At 71.6% G+C, this 23555-nt stretch carries 18 protein-coding genes and 1 pseudogene; 7 read left to right on the top strand and 12 right to left on the bottom strand.

The genetic code is table 11. From position 1 onward, the window contains the following. Nucleotides 1–390: 390 nt before the first annotated feature. A complete protein-coding gene (pdxH, locus tag AAW14_RS10615) occupies nt 391–1029 on the bottom strand; it encodes a pyridoxamine 5'-phosphate oxidase (RefSeq protein WP_265562485.1) in 639 nt (212 codons plus the stop codon). A gap of 504 nt (nt 1030–1533) precedes the next feature. On the opposite strand from pdxH, the gene AAW14_RS10610 reads away from it, so the two are divergent. Next, nucleotides 1534–2634 carry a citrate synthase 2 gene (locus tag AAW14_RS10610; protein ID WP_265562400.1) on the top strand — a complete coding sequence of 367 codons (1101 nt, stop codon included), beginning with the start codon at nt 1534–1536 and terminating at the stop codon, nt 2632–2634. A gap of 51 nt (nt 2635–2685) precedes the next feature. On the opposite strand, the gene AAW14_RS10605 is transcribed toward AAW14_RS10610, so the two are convergent. The 9 genes from AAW14_RS10605 to AAW14_RS10565 form a co-directional block, all read right to left on the bottom strand. After that, nucleotides 2686–3702, bottom strand: a complete 1017-nt coding sequence (locus AAW14_RS10605) for an isopenicillin N synthase family dioxygenase (protein ID WP_265562398.1) — start codon at nt 3700–3702, stop codon at nt 2686–2688. A gap of 253 nt (nt 3703–3955) precedes the next feature. Continuing rightward, the gene (locus tag AAW14_RS10600) at nt 3956–4555 is read right to left on the bottom strand and encodes a TetR/AcrR family transcriptional regulator (protein ID WP_416223283.1); all 600 of its coding nucleotides are present in this window, start codon (nt 4553–4555) and stop codon (nt 3956–3958) included. 7 nt (nt 4556–4562) lie between these two features. Then, the gene (locus AAW14_RS10595) at nt 4563–5300 is read right to left on the bottom strand and encodes an enoyl-CoA hydratase family protein (protein ID WP_265562394.1); all 738 of its coding nucleotides are present in this window, start codon (nt 5298–5300) and stop codon (nt 4563–4565) included. Next, a complete protein-coding gene (locus tag AAW14_RS10590) occupies nt 5297–6862 on the bottom strand; it encodes a 4-coumarate--CoA ligase family protein (protein WP_265562393.1) in 1566 nt (521 codons plus the stop codon). Before AAW14_RS10590 ends, AAW14_RS10595 begins: the two co-directional genes overlap by 4 nt. Nucleotides 6863–6918: 56 nt before the next feature. Continuing rightward, a complete protein-coding gene (locus AAW14_RS10585; protein ID WP_265562390.1) occupies nt 6919–8079 on the bottom strand; it encodes an acyl-CoA dehydrogenase family protein in 1161 nt (386 codons plus the stop codon). A gap of 54 nt (nt 8080–8133) precedes the next feature. Beyond that, a complete protein-coding gene (locus AAW14_RS10580) occupies nt 8134–9981 on the bottom strand; it encodes an acetyl/propionyl/methylcrotonyl-CoA carboxylase subunit alpha (RefSeq protein WP_265562388.1) in 1848 nt (615 codons plus the stop codon). 40 nt (nt 9982–10021) lie between these two features. Further along, entirely contained in the window at nt 10022–11629 is a 1608-nt protein-coding gene (locus tag AAW14_RS10575) for an acyl-CoA carboxylase subunit beta (RefSeq protein ID WP_265562386.1), read from the bottom strand. Beyond that, nucleotides 11626–13392 carry an acyclic terpene utilization AtuA family protein gene (locus AAW14_RS10570; RefSeq protein WP_265562384.1) on the bottom strand — a complete coding sequence of 589 codons (1767 nt, stop codon included), beginning with the start codon at nt 13390–13392 and terminating at the stop codon, nt 11626–11628. Before AAW14_RS10570 ends, AAW14_RS10575 begins: the two co-directional genes overlap by 4 nt. Then, the gene (locus AAW14_RS10565; RefSeq protein ID WP_265562382.1) at nt 13389–14225 is read right to left on the bottom strand and encodes a TIGR03084 family metal-binding protein; all 837 of its coding nucleotides are present in this window, start codon (nt 14223–14225) and stop codon (nt 13389–13391) included. The genes AAW14_RS10570 and AAW14_RS10565 overlap by 4 nt, the downstream gene beginning before the upstream one ends. Nucleotides 14226–14608: 383 nt before the next feature. Here AAW14_RS10565 and AAW14_RS10560 point away from each other — a divergent pair, with 383 nt between their 5' ends. The 3 genes from AAW14_RS10560 (at nt 14609) to AAW14_RS10550 (ending at nt 17951) form a co-directional block, all read left to right on the top strand. Next, nucleotides 14609–14743 (top strand): hypothetical protein, encoded by a 135-nt coding sequence (locus AAW14_RS10560; protein WP_265562380.1) that lies wholly within the window; start codon nt 14609–14611, stop codon nt 14741–14743. 139 nt (nt 14744–14882) lie between these two features. Next, nucleotides 14883–16871 (top strand): ABC transporter ATP-binding protein, encoded by a 1989-nt coding sequence (locus AAW14_RS10555; RefSeq protein ID WP_265562378.1) that lies wholly within the window; start codon nt 14883–14885, stop codon nt 16869–16871. Between the two features lie 126 nt (nt 16872–16997). After that, nucleotides 16998–17951: an EamA family transporter gene (locus tag AAW14_RS10550; RefSeq protein ID WP_265562376.1), complete on the top strand. Its 954-nt coding sequence runs from the start codon at nt 16998–17000 to the stop codon at nt 17949–17951. A gap of 243 nt (nt 17952–18194) precedes the next feature. Here AAW14_RS10550 and AAW14_RS10545 read toward each other — a convergent pair whose 3' ends face one another. Further along, a complete protein-coding gene (locus AAW14_RS10545) occupies nt 18195–19319 on the bottom strand; it encodes a lipid II:glycine glycyltransferase FemX (protein ID WP_265562374.1) in 1125 nt (374 codons plus the stop codon). A gap of 179 nt (nt 19320–19498) precedes the next feature. Further along, nucleotides 19499–19802 (bottom strand): annotated as a pseudogene (locus AAW14_RS10540) (FAD-binding oxidoreductase); the annotation flags it as partial. A 314-nt stretch (nt 19803–20116) separates the two neighbouring features. Here AAW14_RS10540 and serC point away from each other — a divergent pair. The 3 genes from serC (at nt 20117) to AAW14_RS10525 (ending at nt 23359) form a co-directional block, all read left to right on the top strand. Next, nucleotides 20117–21235, top strand: coding sequence for a phosphoserine transaminase (serC, locus tag AAW14_RS10535; RefSeq protein WP_265562372.1), 1119 nt, complete (start codon nt 20117–20119; stop codon nt 21233–21235). A gap of 300 nt (nt 21236–21535) precedes the next feature. Continuing rightward, complete coding sequence (locus tag AAW14_RS10530) at nt 21536–22219, top strand: SGNH/GDSL hydrolase family protein (RefSeq protein WP_265562483.1); 684 nt, start codon at nt 21536–21538, stop codon at nt 22217–22219. 147 nt (nt 22220–22366) lie between these two features. Next, nucleotides 22367–23359 (top strand): aldo/keto reductase, encoded by a 993-nt coding sequence (locus AAW14_RS10525; RefSeq protein ID WP_265562370.1) that lies wholly within the window; start codon nt 22367–22369, stop codon nt 23357–23359. The last annotated feature ends 196 nt before the right edge of the window (nt 23360–23555 follow it).

The following is a 23555-nucleotide window of genomic DNA, read 5'->3' as shown; positions in this document are numbered from 1 at the left end:
CCGAAAGATGGGACGAAATTCGTCACGCCCGGATTTCCGTGCCTCCGTCCGGCCGGAAGCAGCGCCGCCGTACCTCGCGCCGTACCTCGCCGCCAGTACCTCGAAAAGCCGCCAGTACCTCAAAAAAACGGTTGATTGGCCTTCAGCAGCTTCTTAGGGTGTGAAGTACACGGAAGGGAGGTGGTTCGGCAGATGTATGAGAACCGGACGCGTGAGGTGGCTGCGGGCTAGCGGCCCGTCACCACACCGAGTGCGGTGCCGGACCAGCGCGTGCGAGATGCGTGCAGCCGGCCCAATCCAAAGCAGTCACCCGACCCGCGAGCTCGCCGGTACGTCCGGCCGGCTTCTCCGCCGTCAGGCGGAGGACCCGAGCTCGCGGGTCGTCTGCGTTCAGGGGCTGAGGCGTTCCACGCGCCAGGTGCCGTTCGGTTCCGCGACATAGCGGAGGCGGTCGTGGAGGCGGTTGGCACGGCCCTGCCAGAACTCGACCGTCCGGGGGGCGATGCGGAAGCCGCCCCAGTGGGGCGGGACCGGGACCTGTGAGCCCTCGGGGTAGCGGGCGCTCAGCTCTTCGTATGCGCCGTCGAGTTCGGCGCGGGAGTAGATGACCGAGGACTGGACGCTGGCCCAGGCGCCGAGCTGGGAGCCGTGGGGCCGGGTGCGGAAGTAGGCGGCGGTCTCGTCACGGGCGGTGCGGCGGGCAGTGCCGGTGACGATGACCTGGCGGGCCATGGGGTGCCAGGGGAAGAGCAGCGAGACGTACGGGTTGGCCGCCAGCTCCTGGGCCTTGCGGGAGTCGTAGTTGGTGTAGAAGACGAATCCCTGTTCGTCGAACTGTTTCAGGAGGACCGTGCGTGCGCTGGGGCGTCCTTCCACGTCCGCCGTGGAGACGACCATCGCGTTCGGCTCGTAGATCATCCCCTGGACGGCGGCCTGGGCGGCCTGCTTGAACCAGCGGGCGAACTGGTCCATGGGGTGGGCGGCGAGCGACGACTCGTCGAGGCCCTCGGCGCGGTAGTGCGCGCGCATCTCGGCGGGGTTGTCGGCGAGGTCCTCGATGGGGCCTTCGGCCGCGTGTTCGACGATGGGCTCGAGGGCCGGCTCCTCGGCGGATGCGGCGGGGGGCTCGGGCGCGGGCTCGGATGGGCGTTCAGCTGCGGGTTCGGGTACGGGTTCGTCCGGGAAACGGTCGGTCACGCCGTCATCTTGCCGTATGGGCCCTGAGCGCCGATGGGGGTGTGGTTCATCACTGCGTGGCACTGAGTGCCGCACACTCTCCCCAAAGGTGGCACTCGGGGATATCGTGCTGATGCCGTTCGGGTTGGGTGACCGCCGACCGATCGGGGCATCACCCGGGTGACCGTTCCGGACCGCGAGTTTTTGAGAACGACTGCGAATGACCGCGGAACCGGGGTGGCGACCCCTCTCCGACAGCTGACGTCCGCCACGCGATTCCGTCCCACCGGGTCCCGGACGGCGGCCGACGGGAACCCACAGACCACATCCGCCGCACACATCACGAGGAGCCGCCTGATGTCCGACTTCGTACCCGGGCTCGAGGGAGTCGTCGCGTTCGAGACGGAGATCGCCGAACCGGACAAGGAAGGCGGGGCCCTGCGGTACCGGGGCGTCGACATCGAGGAACTGGTCGGCCATGTCTCGTTCGGCAATGTCTGGGGGCTGCTCGTCGACGGAGCCTTCAACCCCGGGCTGCCGCCCGCCGAGCCGTTCCCGATCCCGGTGCACTCCGGCGACATCCGCGTGGACGTGCAGTCGGCACTCGCCATGCTGGCCCCCGTGTGGGGCCTGAAACCGCTCCTCGACATCGACGCGGAGCAGGCCCGCGACGACCTGGCCCGCGCCGCCGTCATGGCGCTGTCCTACGTCGCCCAGTCCGCCCGTGGCCAGGGCCTGCCGATGGTGCCGCAGCGCGAGATCGACAAGGCGCACTCCGTCGTGGAGCGGTTCATGATCCGCTGGCGTGGCGAGCCCGACCCGAAGCACGTCGCCGCCGTCGACGCCTACTGGACCTCGGCCGCCGAGCACGGCATGAACGCCTCCACGTTCACGGCGCGGGTCATCGCGTCCACGGGCGCGGACGTGGCCGCCGCGCTGTCGGGTGCGGTGGGCGCCATGTCCGGGCCACTGCACGGCGGTGCCCCGTCCCGTGTCCTCGGCATGATCGAGGAGATCGAGCGCACCGGCGACGCGGAGGCGTATGTGAAGAAGGCGCTCGACCGGGGCGAGCGGCTGATGGGCTTCGGCCACCGGGTGTACCGCGCCGAGGACCCGCGGGCCCGTGTGCTGCGCCGTACGGCGCGTGAGCTGGGTGCGCCGCGCTTCGAGATCGCGGAGGCACTGGAGAAGGCGGCCCTGGAGGAGCTGCACAACCGCCGTCCCGACCGTGTCCTCGCCACGAACGTCGAGTTCTGGGCGGCGATCATGCTGGACTTCGCCGAGGTCCCCGCGCACATGTTCACGTCGATGTTCACGTGCGCCCGTACGGCCGGCTGGTCGGCGCACATCCTGGAGCAGAAGCGCACGGGCCGGCTGGTACGCCCGTCCGCGCGGTACGTGGGCCCCGGTCCGCGCAGCCCTCAGGAGGTCGAGGGGTACGCGGACATCGCGCACTGATCGGCGGCGCTCCCGCGCGGGCGCCTGGTCCTCGCCCGCGCGGGAGGACGCTCACGCGGCGGCGAGCAGTTGCGCGTGATGGCGTTCGGCGACCAGCGGGTGGGCGCGCAGCTTGCCCTTCAGCTCGTTGAAGCCGTACTCGGCGAACAGCGGGTTGGCGGGGTCGTCGGTGATGCCGGGCGCGGTGGCGGCGTGCGGGAAGGGCAGCGGTTCGACGCGGGCGTCCAGGCGCGGGTTGTAGAAGAACGGGACGGAGAACCGCTCGGTGGCGCCGGGCGGGGAGACGACGCGGTGGTTGGTGGCCAGGAGATAGCCGTTGGTGGCCACCTCCAGCAGCTCGCCCAGATTGACGACGAACGCGCCCTCCAGCGGCGGCACGTCGTGGAACAGTCCGTCCTCGCGTTGCACCTGGAGCCCGCCGACCTGGTCCTGGAGCAGCAGGGTCAGGAAGCCGTAGTCCTTGTGCGCGCCGACGCCCTGGTCCGCGCCGTCGTCCGCACTGCCCGGGTAGCGCACGAGCTTGAGGTGGGGGTGGGCGCGGTCGCCGAAGACCGGGGCGTAGAAGTCCGGGGGTGCGCCGATGGCGGTGAGCAGCTCGTGCAGCAGCCGCTGGGCGACGCCGCTGAGCCGGTCGATCCAGGTCAGCGCGGCGGTGCGGAGCCCGGGGAGGGCGGCGGGCCACTGGTTGGGGCCTTCCAGCCACCAGTAGGGGGGTTCGCCGGGACCCGGGGTGCGGGCGGCCCGTTCCGCCCCTATGTCGAGCTGGTCCCGCCAGTCGCGGGCACCGCCCGTGCGCTCGTCACCGGTGCGGGTGTAGCCGCGGAAGTGGGGCGAGTGGATGTTGTCGAGGGCGAGGCGGTCGGCTTCGGGGAGTGCGAAGAAGGCATGCATGGTGCCGATCAGGGCGTCCTTCTCGGCCTGGGGGACGCCGTGCCCGACGAGCTGGAAGAAGCCCACGTCGTGGGCTGCGCTGTGGAGCTGGGCATGGAGCAGCGCTCGGGCCTGGGGGCCGCGGTCCGCCGCGGCGAGGTCGATGATCGGGAGCTGGTCGTACGACGGGTTCGTCATGGGATGCGTCCGCAGGGTGTACGGGGGCACGGGCGGCCGCCGAGGGTGGGGCGGAGTCCCGGGTGCCACGGGGAGGAAGAAGAGGAGGGGCTGGGTCAGGCAGAGCGCCGACAGCCCATGCTCGTGACGCGCACGTAGTCCACGTGCCGGCGTCGGACGAGCATCGGAAGCATGGGGCAAGAGTACTGCGGTGTGGCCGGTGCGGATGCGTCCTGGTTCACACCGGCGCGGGCCTGCGCCGCTGACGGCTCCCTCAGCAGCCCAGCGCCCCCTCGAGGAGCGCCGCCCATTGGGCCACGACCCGTTCCCGTCGGACGGCGTCGTCGGTGAGCAGGTTGGCGAGGCCCAGGCCGCGGGCCATGTCGAGCAGGCCCTGGACGGTCTCGCGGACGCCGGGCCGGGACTCGTCGGCGCCGAGCAGGTCGACGGCGATGCGGTGGGTCTCGCGGCCGACGCGCGCCTCCAGTTCCGTGACGCGCGGGCGCAGCTGGTCCTCGTTCGAGGCGGCCACCCACAGGTGCAGGGCGGCCCGGAACAGGGGCCCCGTGTAGAGGTCGACGAGGGCCTCGACCACCGCGCGACGGTCGGCGGCGCCCTGCGGGAACAGCGTCCGTATCGCCGTGGAGCGCTCCTCGGCGACGTACTCGACGGCCGCCGTGAACAGGTCCTCGCGGGTGGGGAAGTGGTGCTGGGCGGCGCCCCGGGAGACGCCGGCGCGTTCGGCGACGACGGAGACCGTCGAGCCTGCCCAGCCGTGTTCGGCGAGGCAGGCCACGGCGGCTTCCAGGAGCCTCTGCCGGGTCACCCGGCTGCGGTCCTGCTTGGGGACGCGTTCGACCGTGCTCAGGTCCATACCCATCTCACACCACCCATATCGGGTCCCGTCGTTCGAGGAAGGCCGTCATTCCCTCGCGGGCCTGCGGCGAGGAGAACAGCCGGGCCGAGAGCGCGGTCAGGTCGGCCGCGTCCCGGTCGAAGGCCTCCAGCACAGTAGCCGTGAGCAGCCGTTTGGTCTCGGCCAGGCCCTGGGGCGAGGCCCGGCGCAGGCCGTCGAGCACCGGTGCGAGGACCGTGTCGACGTCGTCGCCTGCCGCCGTGAGCAGCCCGGCGCGTACGGCCTCGGCGCTGTCGAAGCGTTCGCCGGTGAGGCAGTGGCGGGCGAGGGCGCGGGGGTCCGTGCGGGGCAGCAGGGGCAGGGAGATGACGGCGGGGGCGACGCCGATGCGTACCTCGGTGAAGGCGAAGGTGGCCGCGGTGGAGGCGGCCGCGATGTCGCAGGCGCCCAGCAGGCCGAGGCCGCCCGCCCGTACGTGTCCGGTCACCCGGGCGACGACGGGCTTGCTCAGCTCCACGATCTGCCGCAGCAGTCCGACCAGCGCGTCGGGGTCGGGAGGGTCGCGCAGGTCGGCGCCCGCGCAGAAGGTGTTGCCGGTGTGGGTGAGGACGACGGCGCGTACCTCGCGGTCCTTGGCACAGCGGGTGAGCGCGTCCGCCAGCGCGTCGACGAGCGCGGCCGACAGGGCGTTGCGGTTGTCGGGCGAGTCGAGGGTGAGGATGGTGATGCCGCGGTCGTGGGCGGAGCGTACGAGTCCGGTCATGACCGCTCCCTCAGCTGCCGGCGGAGGATCTTGCCGGAGGCGGCCCGCGGCACCACGTCGATGAAGGTGACGCCGCGGATGCGTTTGTACGGGGCGACGCGTTCGGCGACGTACATCATGACCTCTCCCGCGGACAGGCCGTCCGCGTCCGGGCGGCGCACCACGAAGGCGTGCGGGATCTCGTTGCTGTCGTCGTTGTGGACGCCGATGACGGCGGCGTCCGCGATCTCGGGGTGGGTCAGCAGGAGTGCCTCCAGTTCGGCGGGGGCCACCTGGAAGCCCTTGTACTTGATGAGTTCCTTGACGCGGTCGACGATGAACAGCCAGCCGTCGGCGTCGACCCGGCCGACGTCCCCGGTGTGCAGCCAGCCGTCCCGGTCGATGATCGCGTCGGTCGCCTCCGGCCGGCCCAGGTAGCCCTTCATCACCTGGGGTCCGCGGATGGCGATCTCCCCGGCCTCGCCGACGCCGAGGTCCTTGTCCGGGTCGTCGAGGGAGAGGATGCGCATCTCGGTGCCGGCGATGAGCTTGCCGACCGTGCCCGGGGGCGGGTTCCGGGCGTCTAGGGGGACCACGTGCGTACCGGGCGACAGTTCGGTCATGCCGTAGCCCTGGCCGACGGGCGGGATTCCGAGCCGCCGTGAGCAGGCGGCGGCCAGGCCGGCGTCCAGGGGTGCGGCGGAGCAGATGACGTACTTCAGGGACGACAGGTCGTAGCCCTCGACGGCCGGGTGCTTGGCGAGGGCGAGGACGATGGGCGGGGCGACGTACAGGCCCGTGATGCGGTGCTTCTCGATGGCGGCCAGGAACGTCTCCAGGTCGAAGCGGGGCAGTACGACCACCGTGGCGCCCAGCCTGAGGGGCGCGTTCATGAGGGCGGTGAGCCCGTAGATGTGGAAGAACGGCAGCACGGCGAGGATGCGGTCGCCCGGTCCGGACGCGACCAGCGGCTGGAGCTGGGCGAGGTTCGTGGCGATGGAGCGGTGGGTGAGCATCACGCCTTTGGGGACGCCCGTGGTCCCCGACGAGTACGGCAGGGCCGCTATGTCCTCGGCCGGGTCGATGCCGACGTGGGGTTCGGGCGCGTTGGTGGCCAGCATGTCGATCAGGGAACGGTGGCCGGGCGCACTGTCGCAGACAAAGATCTCCCGTATGCCGCCCGCCTTTTCGGCGGCCGTGCGCGCCGTCTCCAGGAAGGGCGACACGGTGACGATCCAGCGGGCGGCCGAGTCGCGCAGCTGCCCCGCGAACTCGTCGGCGGTGGCGAGCGGGTGCACGGTGGTGACCGAGGCTCCCGCGCGCGTGGCGGCGTAGAAGGCGGTGGGAAAGGCGATCGTGTTGGGGCTGTGCAGGGCGAGCACGTCGCCCTTGCGCACGCCCGCCTCCGCGAAGGCGGCGGCCAGCCGCCGGTGGAACCGGTCGATCTGCTCGTACGTGAGGCTGGTGCCGTCCACGCCGTCGATCAGGGCGGGCAGCTCGGCGAACTCGGCGGCGCGGCCCAGTACCGCCTCGTGGATCGGGAGTTCGACGGCCGGGACGTCCGCGTACTGGCTCCGGAACACGGTTCCTCCTCGTACGGCTCTGTACCGCTTTGTACGGCTGCGGGCGCTGCCGGGGGCTAGTACGACTTCGGCAGGCCCAGGCTCTGGTGGGAAACGTAGTTGAGAATCATCTCCCGGCTCACCGGTGCGATTCGAGACACGCGCGAGGCCGTGATGAGCGAGGCGAGCCCGAACTCGCGGGTGAGGCCGTTGCCGCCGAGGGTGTGCACGGCCTGGTCGACGGCCTTCACACAGGCCTCCCCGGCCGCGTACTTGGCCATGTTGGCGGCCTCCCCCGCGGCGATGTCGTCCCCGGCGTCGTAGAGGTGGGCGGCCTTCTGCATCATCAGGCGGGCCAGTTCGAGGTCGATGTGGGCCTGGGCGAGGGGGTGCGCGATCGCCTGGTGCGCGCCGATGGGCTGCTTCCAGACGGTACGGTCGCGCGCGTACTCGACGGCGCGGGACAGGGCGTAGCGGCCCATGCCGATCGCGAAGGCAGCGGTCATCACGCGCTCGGGATTGAGGCCGGCGAACAGCTGGAGCAGTCCCGCGTCCTCGTCGCCGACGAGCGCTTCGGCCGGCAGCCGTACGTCGTCGAGGGTCAGCTCGAACTGCTTCTCGGCACCGGCCAGTTCCATGTCGATCCGCCGCCGCTCGAAGCCGGGGGCGTCCCGCGGGACGATGAACAGACAGGGCCTGAGCCTGCCGGTGCGGGCGTCCTCGGCGCGGCTCACGATCAGGGTCGCGTCCGCGATGTCGACACCGGAGATGAACACCTTGCGGCCGCTCAGGATCCAGTCGACGCCATCGCGGCGGGCGGTGGTGGTGATGCGGTGGGAGTTGGAGCCGGCATCGGGTTCGGTGATGCCGAAGGCCATGGTGCGCGTGCCGTCGGCGATACCGGGGAGCCAGGTCCGTTTCTGTGCCTCGGTGCCGAAGCGGGCGATGACCGTGCCGCAGATGGCGGGCGAGACGACGAGCATGAGGAGAGGACAGCCCGCTGCTCCCAGCTCCTCGAGGACGATGGAGAGTTCCGCTATGCCGCCGCCTCCGCCGCCGTGGGCCTCCGGCAGGTTGACACCGAGGTAGCCGAGTTTGGCCGCCTCCGACCAGAGTTCGGTGGGAGGGCGGTTCTCTGCGACGACGGTGGTGAGGTAGGTGCGGCCATAGCGTTTGCCGAGCGCGGCCACGGCTGAGCGGAGGGCCTTGTGTTCGTCGGTTTCGAGGATGGGGCTCATGTCGGTCTCCCGAGTGCGAGTTCTTCGTGGTTGCTCGCGCCGTTCCCCGCGCCCCTATCGGGGCGCGTTGTCGTCCACGACAGCCAGCAATGTGCCGACCTCCACCTGCCGGCCGGCAGCGGCGTGGAGGGCGCTCAGCGTTCCTGTGACCGGTGCCGTGATCTTGTGTTCCATCTTCATCGCCTCCAGCCACAGCAGGGGCTCCCCGGCCCGTACGGCGGCTCCGACGACGAGGCCGTCGGCGACGCGTACGACCGTTCCCGGCATCGGGGCCAGCAGGGAGCCGGGGGCGTGGTCGGCGGCGGGTTCGCGGAAGCGGGGCAGGGCGGTGAGGGCGGTCGGTCCGACGTACACCTGGTCGCCGTAGCGCGACACCTCGAACTTCCGCCGTACGCCGTCCACTTCGAGGATCACAAGACGGGCGTCGGTGTGCAGCACACGTACGCCGTCCGCGACCGGACCCGAGCGGGTGTGCCGGTAGCGGACCTCGTGTTCCTCGCCCGCCATGAGGTACCGCTTGACCTGCGGCTGCGAGGGCAGGTTGCGCCAGCCGCCGAACCGTGAGCGGCCGTGGGCGTCGGCGAGCGCGGCGGCCAGGGGGGCGTGGGGGTCGGGGGCGGAACCGGTCAGCTCGGGCAGACGGCGCTCGTAGAAGCCGGTGTCCATCCGTGCCGCCGTGAACTCCTCGTGGCGCAGGGAGCGCACGAGCAGGTCCCGGTTGGTGACCGGGCCGTGGACCTCGGCCCTTGCCAGGGCACCCGCGAGTCTGCGGATCGCCTCCGCGCGCGTGGGGGCGTGAGCCACGGCCTTGGCGAGCATGGGGTCGTAGTGGACGCCGATCGAGTCGCCGTCCGTGTACCCCGTGTCCAGGCGCACGTCCGGTACGGCGAGGCGGTGCAGCGTGCCGGTCTGCGGAGCCCAGTCCCGTGCCGGGTCCTCGGCGTAGAGCCGGGCTTCGATCGCGTGGCCACGCGCGCGTGGCGGTTCGCCGTCGAGGGCCGCGCCTTCCGCGACGCGGATCTGCAGGGCCACCAGGTCGATGCCGAACACGGCTTCCGTGACGGGGTGTTCCACCTGGAGCCGGGTGTTCATCTCCAGGAAGTGCGCCCGGCCGTCCGCGACCAGGAACTCCACGGTGCCGGCGCCCACGTACTCGACGGCGCGGGCGGCCCGTACCGCCATCGCGCACAAGTCGGCGGTGAGCCGGGGTGTCAGACCCGGTGCGGGGGCCTCCTCGATCACCTTCTGGTGGCGTCGCTGGAGGGAGCAGTCGCGAGTGCCCAGCGCCCACACCGTGCCGTACGTGTCGGCGAGAATCTGCACCTCGACATGGCGTCCGCCCTCGACGTAGGGCTCGACGAAGACCTCGTCGTCGCCGAAGGCGCTCAGGGCCTCGGCGCGCGCGGCCGTCACCTCGGCGTCCAGACAGGACAGTTCCCTCACGATACGCATCCCGCGTCCGCCGCCGCCCGCCGCGGCCTTCACCAGGACGGGCAGGTCGTCGGCGGTGACCGTGGTCAGCGGCTCCAGGCCCATCAGCTTCTTGGCGCGCGTCTTGGAGGCCATCGCCTCGATCGCCTCGGGTGGCGGGCCGATCCACACCAGGCCCGCCTCGCCCACCGCACGCGCGAAGTCGGCGTTCTCGGACAGGAAGCCGTAGCCGGGGTGCACGGCGTCGGCGCCGGCCGCGAGGGCCGCCTTCACGATCAGATCGGCGCGCAGATACGTGTCGGCGGGCGCCGCCCCCGGCAGCCTTACCGCCGCGTCGGCCACGCGCGCGTGGAGCGCGTCGCCGTCGGCGTCCGAGTGCACCGCGACGGTACGGATGCCGAGCTCACGGCAGGTGCGGAAGACACGGCATGCGATCTCGCCGCGGTTCGCCACCAGAACGGAAGTAATCACGGGGCCTCACATCCGTAAGACATCGAAGTCGTCACCGGCCTCACATCCGGAAGACGCCGAACCCGCCACGCGCGCCCTCGTAGGGTGCCGTGTGGATCGCGGACAGGCACAGGCCGAGTACGGTGCGGGTGTCGCGCGGGTCGATGACCCCGTCGTCGTACAGCCGCCCGGACAGGAACATCGGCAGGGACTCGGACTCGATCTGCTGCTCCACCATCGCGCGCAGGGCGGCGTCCGCGTCCTCGTCGTAGGGCTGTCCCTTGGCGGCCGCCGACTGGCGGGCGACGATCGAGAGGACACCGGCGAGCTGCTGCGGGCCCATTACGGCCGACTTGGCGCTGGGCCAGGCGAACAGGAAGCGCGGGTCGTAGGCCCGCCCGCACATGCCGTAGTGGCCGGCCCCGTACGAGGCACCCATGAGCACGGACAGATGCGGTACCCGGCTGTTGGACACCGCGTTGATCATCATCGCGCCGTGTTTGACGATGCCGCCCTGCTCGTACTCCCTGCCGACCATGTAGCCGGTGGTGTTGTGCAGGAACAGCAGCGGAATGTCGCGCTGGTTGGCGAGCTGGATGAACTGGGCCGCCTTCTGGGACTCCTCGCTGAACAGCACCCCCTGGGCGTTGGCCAGCACCCCCAGGGGATAGCCGTGCAGGGTCGCCCACCCGGTGCACAGGCTCGTCCCGTACAGCGGTTTGAACTCGTCGAAGTCGGAGGCGTCGACGATGCGGGCGATGACCTCGCGCGGGTCGAAGGGCACCTTGAGGTCGCCGGGCACGATCCCGAGGAGCTCCTCCTGGTCGTACTCGGGAGGGTCGGCCGGACCCGGATCGGCGTACGTCTTGCGGTGGTTGAGTCGGGCGACCACGCGCCGCGCCTGCCGCAGCGCGTCCTGCTCGTCGACGGCATAGTGGTCCGCGAGACCCGACACGCGCGCGTGCATCTCGGCGCCGCCCAGGGACTCGTCGTCGCTCTCCTCGCCGGTGGCCATCTTCACCAGTGGCGGCCCGCCGAGGAAGACCTTCGCCCGCTCCTTGACCATGATCACGTGGTCGGACATGCCGGGAACGTAGGCGCCGCCGGCGGTCGAGTTCCCGAAAACGACCGCGATCGTCGGAATGCCCGCGGCCGACAGCCGGGTGAGGTCGCGGAAGATCGCCCCTCCCGGGATGAAGATCTCCTTCTGGGACGGCAGATCGGCGCCGCCCGACTCGACCAGGCTGATGCACGGCAGCCGGTTGGCGAGCGCGATGTCGTTGGCGCGCAGGGCCTTCTTCAGGCTCCACGGGTTGCTGGCGCCGCCCCGCACGGTGGGGTCGTTCGCGGTGATCAGGCATTCGACGCCCTCGACGACGCCGATGCCGGTGACGAGGGAGGCCCCGACTGTGTACTCGGGGGAGGCGCTGCCCCAGGCGGCGAGCGGGGACAGCTCCAGGAAGGGGGTGTCGGGGTCGAGGAGGAGTTCGATGCGCTCGCGGGCGAGCAGCTTGCCGCGCCCTCGGTGCCGCTCGACGTACTTCTGACCGCCGCCCGCGAGGGCCTTGGCGTGCTCGGCCTCCAGTTCGGCGAGTCGGGCGAGCATGGCCTCGCGGTTCGCGCGGTAGTCGGGGCTGCCCACGTCCAGCGCGGACGAAAGGACCGTCACAGCAGGGCCTCCGGTAGGTCGAGGTGGCGGGCGCGCAGCCATTCGGCGAGGCCCTTCGCCTGCGGGTCGAAGCGGTGCTGCGCGGCGACGCCCTCGCCGAGGAGCCCCTCGACGACGAAGTTCAGGGCGCGCAGGTTCGGCAGGAGGCGGCGTACGACGGTCAGGTGCGCCGTCTCCGGGAGGAGTGCGCGGAAGCGGTCGACGGTGAGGGTGTGCGCGAGCCACCGCCATGCGTCGTCCGTGCGCGCCCACACCCCGACGTTGGCGCTCCCGCCCTTGTCCCCGCTGCGGGCCCCGGCGACGAGCCCGAGCGGGGCGCGTCGCGTCGGGCCCGGGGGCCAAGGCGCGGGCAGCGGTGGCTCCGGCACGTCGTCGAGTACGAGGGTGTCGTGGGCGGGGGCCACGGGGATTCGTCGCCCGTCGTGGAGCACGGCCACATGGTCCACGGCTGCGCGGTCGACGTGGGCGGCCTCGAAGACCCCGTAGGGCGCTCCCTTGCCCGGGGGCGCGAGCACATGGAAGCCGGGGTAGCTGGCGAGCGCCAGTTCGATCGCCGCGCCGCTGAGTGCCCGGCCCACCGGCTCGGGTGCAGGGTCGCGTACGACGAGCCGGAGCAGGGCGCTGGCCGTCTCCTCGGTGGGGGCGTCGGGGTGATCGGTGCGGGCGAGGTCCCACCGTACGTCGGCAGGGAGGGACTTGGCCGCGGCCAGGGCCGCTTCCATCTGGTCCCGGACGAGCGCGGCCTTGGCCTCGATGTCGAGCCCCGTCAGGACGAAGGTGACCTCGTTGCGGAACCCTCCGAGCCGGTTCAGGCCGACCTTCAGATCCGGGGGCGGCGCCTCCCCGCGCACGCCCTCGATGCGCACCCGGTCGGGCCCCTCCTGGGTGAGGCGGACCGTGTCGAGGCGCGCGGTGACATCAGGGCCGGCGTACCGGGCTCCGGCCGTCTCGTACAGGAGCTGCGCGGTGACCGTGCCGATGTCCACGACACCGCCGGTGCCGTCGTGCTTGGTGATGACGCTGCTGCCGTCCTCGTGGAGTTCGGCGAGCGGGAACCCGGGGCGGCGCAGCAGCGCGGGCGGGTGCTCGGTGAAGAAGGCGTAGTTGCCGCCGGTGGCCTGTGCCCCGCACTCCAGGACGTGCCCGGCTACCACCGCGCCCGCCAGCCGGTCGTACTGCCGCGGTCCCCAGCCGAAGTGGGCGGCGGCGGGCCCGGTGACGAGCGCGGCGTCCGTGACGCGCCCGGTGACCACGATGTCGGCGCCCTCGCGCAGACACGTGGCGATGCCATGGCCGCCGAGGTAGGCGTGGGCGGCGAGGGTGCCCGTGGGGGTCCCCACTGGTCGAGCGCCGTCGACACCTTGGGGGAGGGAGGCGGTGAGGTCGTCGCCCTCCACATGGGCCACGCGGACGGGGATGCCGAGACGGTCGGCCAACTCCCTCACCGCGTCGGCGAGTCCGGCCGGGTTGAGGCCGCCCGCGTTGGTCACGATCCGCACGCCCCGCTCGTGGGCGAGGCCCAGGCACTCCTCCAGCTGGCCGAGGAAGGTGCGCGCATAGCCTCCGGAAGGGTTCTTCAGGCGGTCGCGGCCGAGGATGAGCATCGTCAGCTCGGCGAGGTAGTCGCCGGTGAGGACGTGGAGGGGGCCGCCGGTGAGCATCTCGCGCAGTGCGTCGAAGCGGTCGCCGTAGAAGCCGGAGGCGTTGCCTATGCGGAAGGGTGTGCCCGGGGCCGGGCCGCGGGGCGCGGGAACGTCGGTCACCGAGCCCCCTCCTCGGGGGTGGCACTCCCGGCCCCGCCTCCCGATTCCCGCGCCGGTGGCCTGCCCGCTCCCGGCGGGCCCGCGAACGCCTGGGCGATGTCCAGCCAGCGGTCCGCGTCCGGGCCCTCGGCCCGCACCGCAAGGTCGGCGCGGTGCGCGCGCTGGGTGACCAGCAGGCAGAAGTCCAGCGCGGGGCCGGTCACCCGCTGGGCGGCGTCCTCGGGCCCGTACGCCCAGACGTCGTCCCCGCAGGGAGCGGTCAGTTCAACCCGGAACTCCTCGCGCGGGGCGCTCAACCCCCTTGCCCCGAAGGCGAAGTCACGTGCCCGCACCCCGATGCGCGCCACATGCCGCAGCCGGTCGGTGGGGGTGCGCGCCACACCGAGTGTGTCGGCGACGTCCTGACCGTGCGCCCAGGTCTCCATCAGCCGGCCGGTGGCCATGGATGCGGCCGACATGGGCGGCCCGTACCAGGGGAAGCGGACGCCGGAGGGAGCGGCGTGCAGCGCACGGCCCAGGGCTGCGCGCCCCGCGCGCCACTCGGCGAGCAGCCGGGCGGGCGGCAGCGCGGCGCCCGCCCGCGCGGCGTCGTCGACCCAGGTCTCCGGGGAGGCGAGTGCCTTCTCCACCTCCGCCGCGAACGCCTCCGCGTCGGTGACTGCCAGCAGTGCGGCCCGATCCGTCCAGGCGAGATGCGCGATCTGATGGGCGATGGTCCAGCCGGGGGCGGGCGTGGCGAGCGCCCACCGGGACTCGCCCAACGGGGCGACGAGCCGGTCGAGTTCCTCGCTCTCCCGGCCCAGATCGTCGATCACGGACGATGCGTCGGACACGATGCGCTCCCCTCGGGGCCACGACGGTGTGCGTGGGGAGCATGGCAGCGGGCGCAGAAACAATCAAGCGTGCTTGCATTGATTTTCGGCCGCGGGGCGGTGAACCGGCGCCACCGTCCGGTGGGCGCGGCCCGTTCCCCAGGGATCTCACAGCTACGGCCCCCGGGGACACCCGGCGCCCAGGTTCCTCCGCCGACCCCAAGGCTTTTCCCAGGCATTCACAGCCCCTGTTTGCCGTTCCTTTCCATTGCACGGATCGGGGCCGTGTACGTTCTTTCATGTCGGACGGCACGGAATTCCCGAGATGAACGACCGGAAACTCTCGCCCCTGGCCGCCGAGAATTCTCACGCCATTGCAAAGCAAAAACTCTCAAGGAGTCGGAATGAGCTTCAAGAAGCTTGCCCCGCTGCCCCCGAAGCCCAAGTCGAAGCAGCTCCCGCCCCCGCCGAAGCCGCGCCCGAAGAAGCGTCACGAGCCGAAGCCGCTGCCCAAGCCGCTGCACGGCCGGGAAAGCTGATCCGGCGAGAATGATGAGGGTCGACGGTGCACCGTCGACCCTCATCCGCAATTTCCCGGCGATTTCCGACCGGCACTTCACAGTCTGCGCCCAGGCATTCCAAAGCGGGGGCCAATTTCCATGACGGAGCCTTGTGGGCATGACCGACGACACCCCCTCCATCCCCGCCCGTACCGCCTTCCGGCGCTTCTGGCCCATGACCAAGGGGCTGCGTGGCCGGCTGGTGGCCGTCTGGGTGTGCACGGTGCTCGCCGCGCTCGCCGAGACCGCGGCCATCCTGCTGTTCAGCGAACTGACCGACCACGCGCTGCAGAAGGGGTCACTGAGCGCGTTCCGGCGTCCGGCCGCCGAGTGGCTCGGCGTCGCCGTCCTCGGGGCGGCAGTCGGGTACGCGGGCAACTCCCTGGCCGCCTGGATCACCGAGCGCTTCGTGATGCGGCTGCGTGAGCATGTCTTCGACCACGTACAGCAGTTGCCTCCGCACTTCTTCCAACGACACCGGCAGGGGGACCTGTTGTCCCGGCTGACCGGCGACGTCGAAGCGATCGAGACGATGGTCGTGTCCGGTCTCGTGGGGGCCGCCTCGGCGGCCTTCAGCGCTGTCTTCTACGCGGCCGCCGCGTTCTGGCTGCGCTGGGACCTGGCGGCGGCGACCTTCGTGCTCGCGCCGCTGTTCTGGCTGGCCGCCCGGCGCTTCTCCGGCAGCATCAAGTCCGTCTCGCGGGAGGGCCGGGTCGCCGACGGCGCGATCACCTCCGTGGTGGAGGAGTCGCTCGGCAACATTGTGCTCACCCAGGCCTACGACCGACGGGACGCGGAGCGGCGGCGGCTCGGGCAGGAGGCGAACGCCTGGTTCCGGGCGGCGGTGCGCTCGGCCCGGCTCAACGAGCTGTACGAGCAGCTCGTCCAGGTCATCGAGACCGTGTGCGTGCTCGCGGTGATCGGCCTCGGCGCATGGGAGATCTCCGGCGGGCGGATGACGCTGGGCCAACTGCTCGCGTTCGCCGCCTTCCTCGGCTATCTGTACCCGCCCGTCCGCGGCCTGGCCCAGCTCGGGCTCACGGTCACGGCGGCGACGGCCGGCGCCGAACGGCTGATCGAGATCCTGGACGTACGGCCCTCGGTCAGCGACCCGGCGCGTTCCCCGGATGTGCCGGTGGGCCGGCCCGACGGTGCGATGGAGGTGCGGGACATCTTCTTCCGCTACCCCGGCGCGGACAAGGCGGCCCTCGAGGGTCTGTCGTTCTCGGTGCGGCCCGGCGAGCTGGTGATCATCACCGGGCCGAGCGGCGCGGGCAAGTCCACGGTCTCCAAGATGCTGCTGCGCTTCTACGACCCCGACTCCGGCTCGGTCCTCCTCGACGGCACCCCGATCGGCAGGTTCCCACTGGCCCGGCTGCGCGAGTACATCACGCTGCTGCCCCAGGAGACCCTGGTCCTGCACGACACCGTCCGCGCGAACATCGCCTGCGGGCGGCCCGGGGCGAGCGACCGGGCGATCGTCGAGGCCGCGAAGACGGCGGACGCGCACGACTTCGTGACGGGGCTGCCGAACGGGTACGACACCAAGGTCGAGCCCAACTCGGCCCGGTTGTCGGGCGGTCAGCTCCAGCGCCTCGCGATCGCACGGGCCATCCTGCGCGACGCGCCGGTCCTCGTCCTGGACGAGCCGACCACCGGACTGGACGCGATGGCCGCGCGCCGGGTGGTCAGGCCGCTGCGGCGGCTGATGACCGGCCGTACCACGATCATGATCACGCACGACCTGAACCTGGCGCCCGACGCCGACCGCATCCTCGTCGTCGACCAGGGCCGCATCGTCGAGACCGGCCGGCACGAGGAACTGCTCTCCCGGGGCGGGGCGTATGCGCGGCTGCACCGGTCGCAGAACAACGCGATCACGGACACGGGGGAGCTGCGACTGCCGCTGTTCGTCCGAGCGGTCGCGGAGCGGGCGGGGGTGGCGGGCGCGGGTTACCAGGGCAGCTGGGCGACCGACCCGTATGCCGCGCCGAATCCGCAGCACTTCCCGTTCGAGCCCGCCGGCGACCTGCCCCGCACCGTCCCCGACCAACTCCCCGACGGACGGCCCCTGTTCCGTGACGAGACACCCTGCCACGACGCCTGATCCCCCACTCGGCCGAAACAGCACAGGCACATAAAGGGTTCACACGCCTGACGCAGTCCACTACCCTGGACTTACAGGTACATCATGATGAACGAATTTTGAAACAGAGCCCCACTGGAAGGCCCCGTGAACACCCCCAGCGCCGTCCCCTCCACCCCGGCCCCGGTCCCGACCGCGCCGGACCGCGCATCAGCGGCGCCCGGCGGGCCGCTCCGCCGGGGTTCCCTCGGGCCCGTCGGGCTGGTGCTCGCCGGAGGTGTCTCCGTGCAGTTCGGCGGGGCGCTCGCGGTGAGCCTGATGCCAAGGGCCGGCGCGCTGGGCGTCGTCACCCTGCGGCTCGTGGTGGCGGCGGTCGTCCTCCTCCTGGTCTGCCGGCCCCGGCTGCGCGGGCACTCACGCGCCGACTGGGGCACGGTGGTCGTCTTCGGCATCACCATGGCCGCGATGAACGGCCTCTTCTACCAGGCCGCGGCCCGCATCCCGCTGGGCCCCGCCGTCACCCTGGAGGTCCTGGGCCCGCTGGCCCTCTCGGTGCTCGCCTCCCGCCGCGCGGTGAACCTGATCTGGGCGGGCCTCGCGCTGGCCGGCGTCTTCCTGCTGGGCGGCGGGGGCTTCGGCCACCTGGACCCGGCGGGCGCGGGCTTCGCGCTCTCCGCGGGTGCGATGTGGGCGGCGTACATCGTCTTCAGCGCCCGTACGGGGCGGCGTTTCCCGCAGGCCGACGGGCTCGCGCTCGCGATGGCGGTCGCCGCGGTCCTGTTCGTGCCGCTCGGAGCCGTCGAGTCGGGCACGAGGCTGCTCGTGCCGACGACGGTCGGGCTGGGCGCGGCCGTGGCGATGCTCTCCTCGGTCCTTCCCTACACCCTGGAGCTCCTCGCCCTGCGCCGACTGCCCGCCTCCACCTTCGCGATCCTGATGAGCCTGGAACCGGCGATCGCGGCGACCGCGGGTTTCCTCGTCCTCGGCCAGTCCCTGACCGCGACCCAGGCGATGGCGATCGCCCTGGTCATCGCGGCCAGCATGGGTGCGGTACGGACGCAGGTGGGCCTGAGCAAGGCGGTCGCACGGCCGGAGGGGTAGGCACGGACGAAACCGGGGGAGGCCGTCGTCCGACGCAGAGCACCCGGCACAGCGGCGGGTTCAGCCGGCTTCCAGTGGTGGGATCGCTGGTGATGCCGACCGGTGAGGCGGCCGGCGCGAGTTCCATGACGGACAGGTTCGGGACCAGTTCGCGCAGACCCTCGGGGCCGTCCGCGCCGCAAGGTGAAGTTCCGGTCCGCAGCCGTCAACGTCACCGGACAGCACGACATCGTGCCATCCGGATCAGCGGCGGGACATGTACAGGTCCACTGCCTTGTGCAGCAGGCGGTTGAACGGGTAGTCCCACTCGCCCAGGTACTCCACCGCGTGACCGCCCGTGCCGGCCTTGAAGCGCAGCAGGCCCAGGAGGTGGTTGCTCTCCTCCAGGGTGTCCGTGATGCCGCGCAGGTCGTAGACGGCGGCGCCCGCCTCGTGGGCGTCGGTCAGCATGCGCCACTGGACGGCGTTGTTCGGCTGGACCTCGCGCCGCCGGGCGGTGGAGGCGCCGTACGAGTACCAGACGTGTGTGCCGACCGTCAGCATCGTCGCGGCGGCCAGGACCTCGCCGTCGTGGTGGGCGAGGTAGAGGCGCATACGGTCCGGGGCCTCAGCCGTCAGCGCGGTCCACATCCGCTGGAAGTACGCCAGCGGGCGCGGGACGAAGCGGTCGCGCTCGGCGGTCTCCGTGTAGAGGGTGTGGAAGGCCGGCAGGTCGTCGTAGCCGCCCTGGACCACCTTCACGCCCGCCTTCTCGGCCTTCTTCACATTACGGCGCCACTGCTGATTGAGGCCGCGCTGGATCTCGTCGAGCGTCCGCCCGGCGAGCGGCACCTGGAACACGTACCGGGGCTGGCCGGCCGCGAAGCCGTCCTCCCCGTCCGCCCGGGACGGCCGCCAGCCCATGCGGTGCAGCCGGTCCGCGACACCGGCTGCGGCCGGCTCGTGTTCGGTGGCCGGCACGTCGCCCAGCCGCCGCGCACCCGGATCCGCGATCGCCGCCTTGACGGCGTCCGCGCTCCAGCGGCGTACGACCACGGGCGGTCCCATCTTCACCGAGAAGGCGCCGCGGCCCTTCAGATACGCGAGCAGGGGCTTCAGCCACCGGTCGAGGTCGGGCGCGGACCAGTCGATCACCGGCCCCTCGGGCAGATACGCCAGATACCGTCTCAACTTCGGCAGCGGGCGGAACAGCACCAGGGCCGCCCCGGCCGGCCGGTCCCCGCCCCCCTCGAACCAGCCCAGGCTCTCCGCCCGCCAGGCCGGCTTCACCTCGCCCCACGACGGCACCTGCATATGACTGACCGACGGCCGTGACGCGATGAACGCCAGGTGATCCTCGCGGGAGATCGGGCGGACACTTAGGGCCATTCGGGGCTCCTCGGGGGAGGCGGTGACGCTGTACGGACGCCGACGGGCCGGAGCCGGTTCCGGGCGTCGCGGTGTCGCGGTCACCGGCCGGGGCGAGCCCGCTCAGCACCGCCCTATCCATCTTTCCGAGGTCCCGCGGTGCCGCCACTTCGCCGACGCGGAGTTCACCACGTTGGTCGTCATTCCCCGGACCCTTCCAGCCCCTGGGCCAGCACCTGGGCCAGGGGCTGCGCCCTGCGACCGGCCAGTTGCTCCAGCCGGGTGCGGCAGGAGAAACCGTCCGCGAGGACGACCGCCCGCTCCGGCGTGCTCCGCACCGCGGGCAGCAGCTGGTCCTCGGCGCAGGCCCCCTCCACCTCGAAGTGGCCCTTTGCGAAGCCGAAGTCGCCCGCGAGTCCGCAGCAGCCACCCGACAGTTCACCGGTCAGGCCCGCCGGCCGCGCGCGGCCGGCGGTCGGGCGCGTCGCCGAGGACCGCGTGCCGGCAGGTCCGCACGGAGCGCGGCCGCGCACCTCGGTTCGAGGACGACCAACGGGGAACCGGCCGCCACGGCGAAGGCAGACCGCGGGCACCGGACGCCGGACGCCGGACAGCCGTACGCCGGACGCCTTCGCATCACCCGGGAAACAAAGAACCGGAGAAACCGGCACCTCGCCATGGGCCACGGCTCGCGCGTCCACCCCCTGCTGCCGGTGCGGCTGACCTCGTAGGTCCTCACAAGTCCACGGACCGGAGGGCTCGTCTCATCGAACGGACACGGTTCCGCCGGGTTTCACCGACGGGATACCCTCCGGCTCGTGGCTGATATCCAGATTCCTGCTGACATCAAGCCCGCGGATGGTCGTTTCGGCGCGGGTCCCTCCAAGGTGCGGGTCGAGGCGCTGGACGCCCTCGCCGCCACGGGTAGCTCCCTGCTCGGCACGTCCCACCGCCAGGCCCCGGTCAAGAACCTGGTCGGCAAGGTGCGGGAGGGGATCCGCGAGCTCTTCCAGCTCCCCGACGGATACGAGGTCATCCTCGGCAACGGCGGCTCCACCGCGTTCTGGGACATCGCGACCCACGGTCTGATCGAGAACAAGTCGCAGCACCTCAGCTTCGGCGAGTTCTCCTCCAAGTTCGCGAAGGCCGCGAAGCTCGCCCCGTGGCTGGCCGAGCCCACCGTGATCTCCACCGACCCGGGCACCCACCCCGAGGCCGAGGCCGAGACGGGCGTCGACGTCTACGCCTTCACGCACAACGAGACGTCTACGGGCGTCGCTATGCCGATCAAGCGCGTCGAGGGCGCGGACTCCGGGTCCCTGGTCCTCGTGGACGCCACCTCCGGCGCCGGCGGCCTCCCGGTCGACATCGCCGAGACCGACGTGTACTACTTCGCCCCGCAGAAGTCCTTCGCCTCCGACGGCGGCCTGTGGATCGGAGTCTTCTCGCCCGCCGCGATCGAGCGCGCCGAGCGCGTTCACGCCTCCGGCCGCCACATCCCGGAGTTCTTCAGCCTCCCCACGGCGATCGACAACTCCCGCAAGAACCAGACGTACAACACCCCGGCCCTCGCCACCCTGTTCCTGCTCAACGAGCAGCTGGAGTGGCTCAACGGTCAGGGCGGCCTCGACTGGTCGGTGCGCCGCACGGCCACCTCGGCGCGCACGCTCTACGGCTGGGCCGAGGACGTCAAGTACGCCAACCCGTTCGTCGCCGACCCGGCCAAGCGCTCGCAGGTCATCGGCACGATCGACTTCGCGGACGAGATCGACGCGTCGGCCGTCGCCAAGGTTCTTCGTGCCAACGGCATCGTCGACACCGAGCCGTACCGCAAGCTCGGCCGCAACCAGCTTCGTATCGCGATGTTCCCGGCGATCGACCCGGCGGACATCGAGGCGCTGACGCAGTGCATCGACTACGTGATCGAGAAGCTCTGACCTTCCCGGTACTCGGATGAGAGGCGCCCGGCACACCGGCCGGGCGCCTCTCTCCGTCTCGCCTCTCCGTCTCGCCTCTCCGTCTCGTCGTGAGGCGATGCCGCCGAAGTAGCCGCGTACGGCGAGCTGTCGGCCGTCGGGCGAGAAGGCGGCGTCGGTGGCCCACAGGTCGACGGGTGCGACGGGGTCCACCGGCGGCCCGGCCCGTTCGACCGGTGCGGGGGAGGGCGTGTCGATCCTCACACCGGCCCGCCCCATACGTCCCACATGCGTCCCACGGCGATCGTCCATGATGAGCGGATGCTCAGGCTCATGCCCGTAGGCGACTCCATGACGATCGGAAGCGCGGGCGAACACACATGGCGCTACCGGCTGTGGCAGCACCTGTGCGCCACCTACGGCGGCCCGTTCACGCTCGTCGGCCCGCGCGAGACGCTGTACGACAAGGCGACGGACACTGCGACGTCGTACGCCTACGCCGACCCGGACTTCCCCCGCGCCCATCTGGCGGGCTGGGGCGAGGGGTGGGCGCACATGACGCCGCTGATCGCCCGGTCCGTGCGGGAGGCACGAGCGGACGTGCTGCTCGTGTCCCTCGGCCTGATCGACCTCGGCTTCTACACGAACGCCGAGCAGACGGCGGAGAACGTACGGCGCTTCGTGGACCAGGCCCGGACCGCGAACCCCCGTGTCCGTATGGTCCTGCTGCCCGTGATCCCGAACGTCCGGGCACAGGCGGACGCCCCGTTCGCGGCCCAGGTGGAGCTCTTCAACGAACTCCTGGCGAAGACGGTTGCCGACCTGGACGAGCCCCGCTCGCCACTCCTGCTGGCCTCGACCCCGTCGTCGTACGACGTCCACATGGACACCTATGACGGCACGCACCCGAACGCGAGCGGGGAGCACAAGATCGCGGCGGCGTACGCGGGGGCGATGTACGAGGGGTGGGGGTTCGGACAACCGTACGCTGCTGGGACTGGTTGACCGGGTACCGGCGGGCCCTGGTCACCGTGCGTATCGCTGTACTCCCCTCGGCCTCACCCTCAAAGCCGACTGGTTCCCCCGCGACTGACCCGACCGGCGGTCAACTCCCTTGCCTGGAGCGCACTCCACCCCGTTGGCTAGGCAGTCATGAAGTACACGCAGCTCGGACGCACAGGACTCAAGGTCAGTCGGCTCGTCCTCGGGACCATGAACTTCGGCCCCCAGACCGAGGAGGCCGACAGCCACGCGATCATGGACGCGGCACTGGACGCGGGCATCAACTTCTTCGACACCGCAAACGTGTACGGCTGGGGCGAGAACAAAGGCCGTACCGAGAGGATCATCGGCAACTGGTTCGCCAAGGGCGGCGACCGGCGCGACAAGGTCGTGCTCGCCACCAAGGTGTACGGCAACATGGGCCCGGACGGCCGTGCGTGGCCCAACCACGACAAGCTCTCCGCCCTCAACATCCGGCGGGCGGTCGACGCCAGCCTCAAGCGACTCCAGACCGACTACATCGACCTGTACCAGTTCCACCACGTCGACCGGAACACCCCGTTCGAAGAGATCTGGCAGGCCATCGACGTCCTGGTGCAACAGGGGAAGATCCTTTACGTCGGCTCCAGCAACTTCCCCGGCTACAAGATCGCCCAGGCCAACGAGATCGCCGCCCGCCGGCACGGCACGATCGGCCTCGTGAGCGAGCAGTGCCTCTACAACCTCGCCGAGCGCCGCGCCGAGATGGAGGTCGTCCCGGCCGCGCAGGAGTACGGACTGGGCGTCATCCCGTGGTCGCCGCTGCACGGCGGCCTGCTCGGCGGTGTCATCAAGAAGGAGGCCGAGGGCGGCCGGCGTGCCTCCGGCCGCTCGGCCGACGCGCTCGCCAACACCTCCGTCCGGGCCCAGATCCAGGCCTACGAGGACCTGCTCGACAAGCACGGAATCGAACCCGGAGAGGCCGCCCTCGCCTGGTTGCTGACCCGCCCCGGCGTCACCGGCCCGATCGTCGGCCCGCGCACCGCCGAACAGCTGGAGTCGGCCCTGCGGGCGGTCGAGCTGGAACTCCCGGAGGAGGTGCTGGCCGGCCTCGAGGAAATCTTCCCGGGCCCGGGCCCGTCCCCGGAGGCGTTCGCCTGGTAGTCGGCGGGGAGTCCCCGTCCCGGGGCACTCGCCCGCGGAATCCATCGCCCGACGACCGGTCGGGGGCCCCGGGGAGAGCCCCGGGGCCCCGGCACAGCCCCAGGACCGGGGCCCGACCTCCGCAGGCAACGCCCCCCGGTGGCCGTCTCCCCCGGTGGTCGCCCGAGACTGCGGACCCACCCACCCCTGACGGGCG

The organism is Streptomyces hygroscopicus (assembly GCF_026168105.1).
Classification (GTDB): Bacteria; Actinomycetota; Actinomycetes; order Streptomycetales; family Streptomycetaceae; genus Streptomyces; species Streptomyces hygroscopicus_D.
The sequence above is the reverse complement of the archived record's forward strand: the minus strand, read 5'-3'. Positions and strand labels throughout refer to the sequence as shown.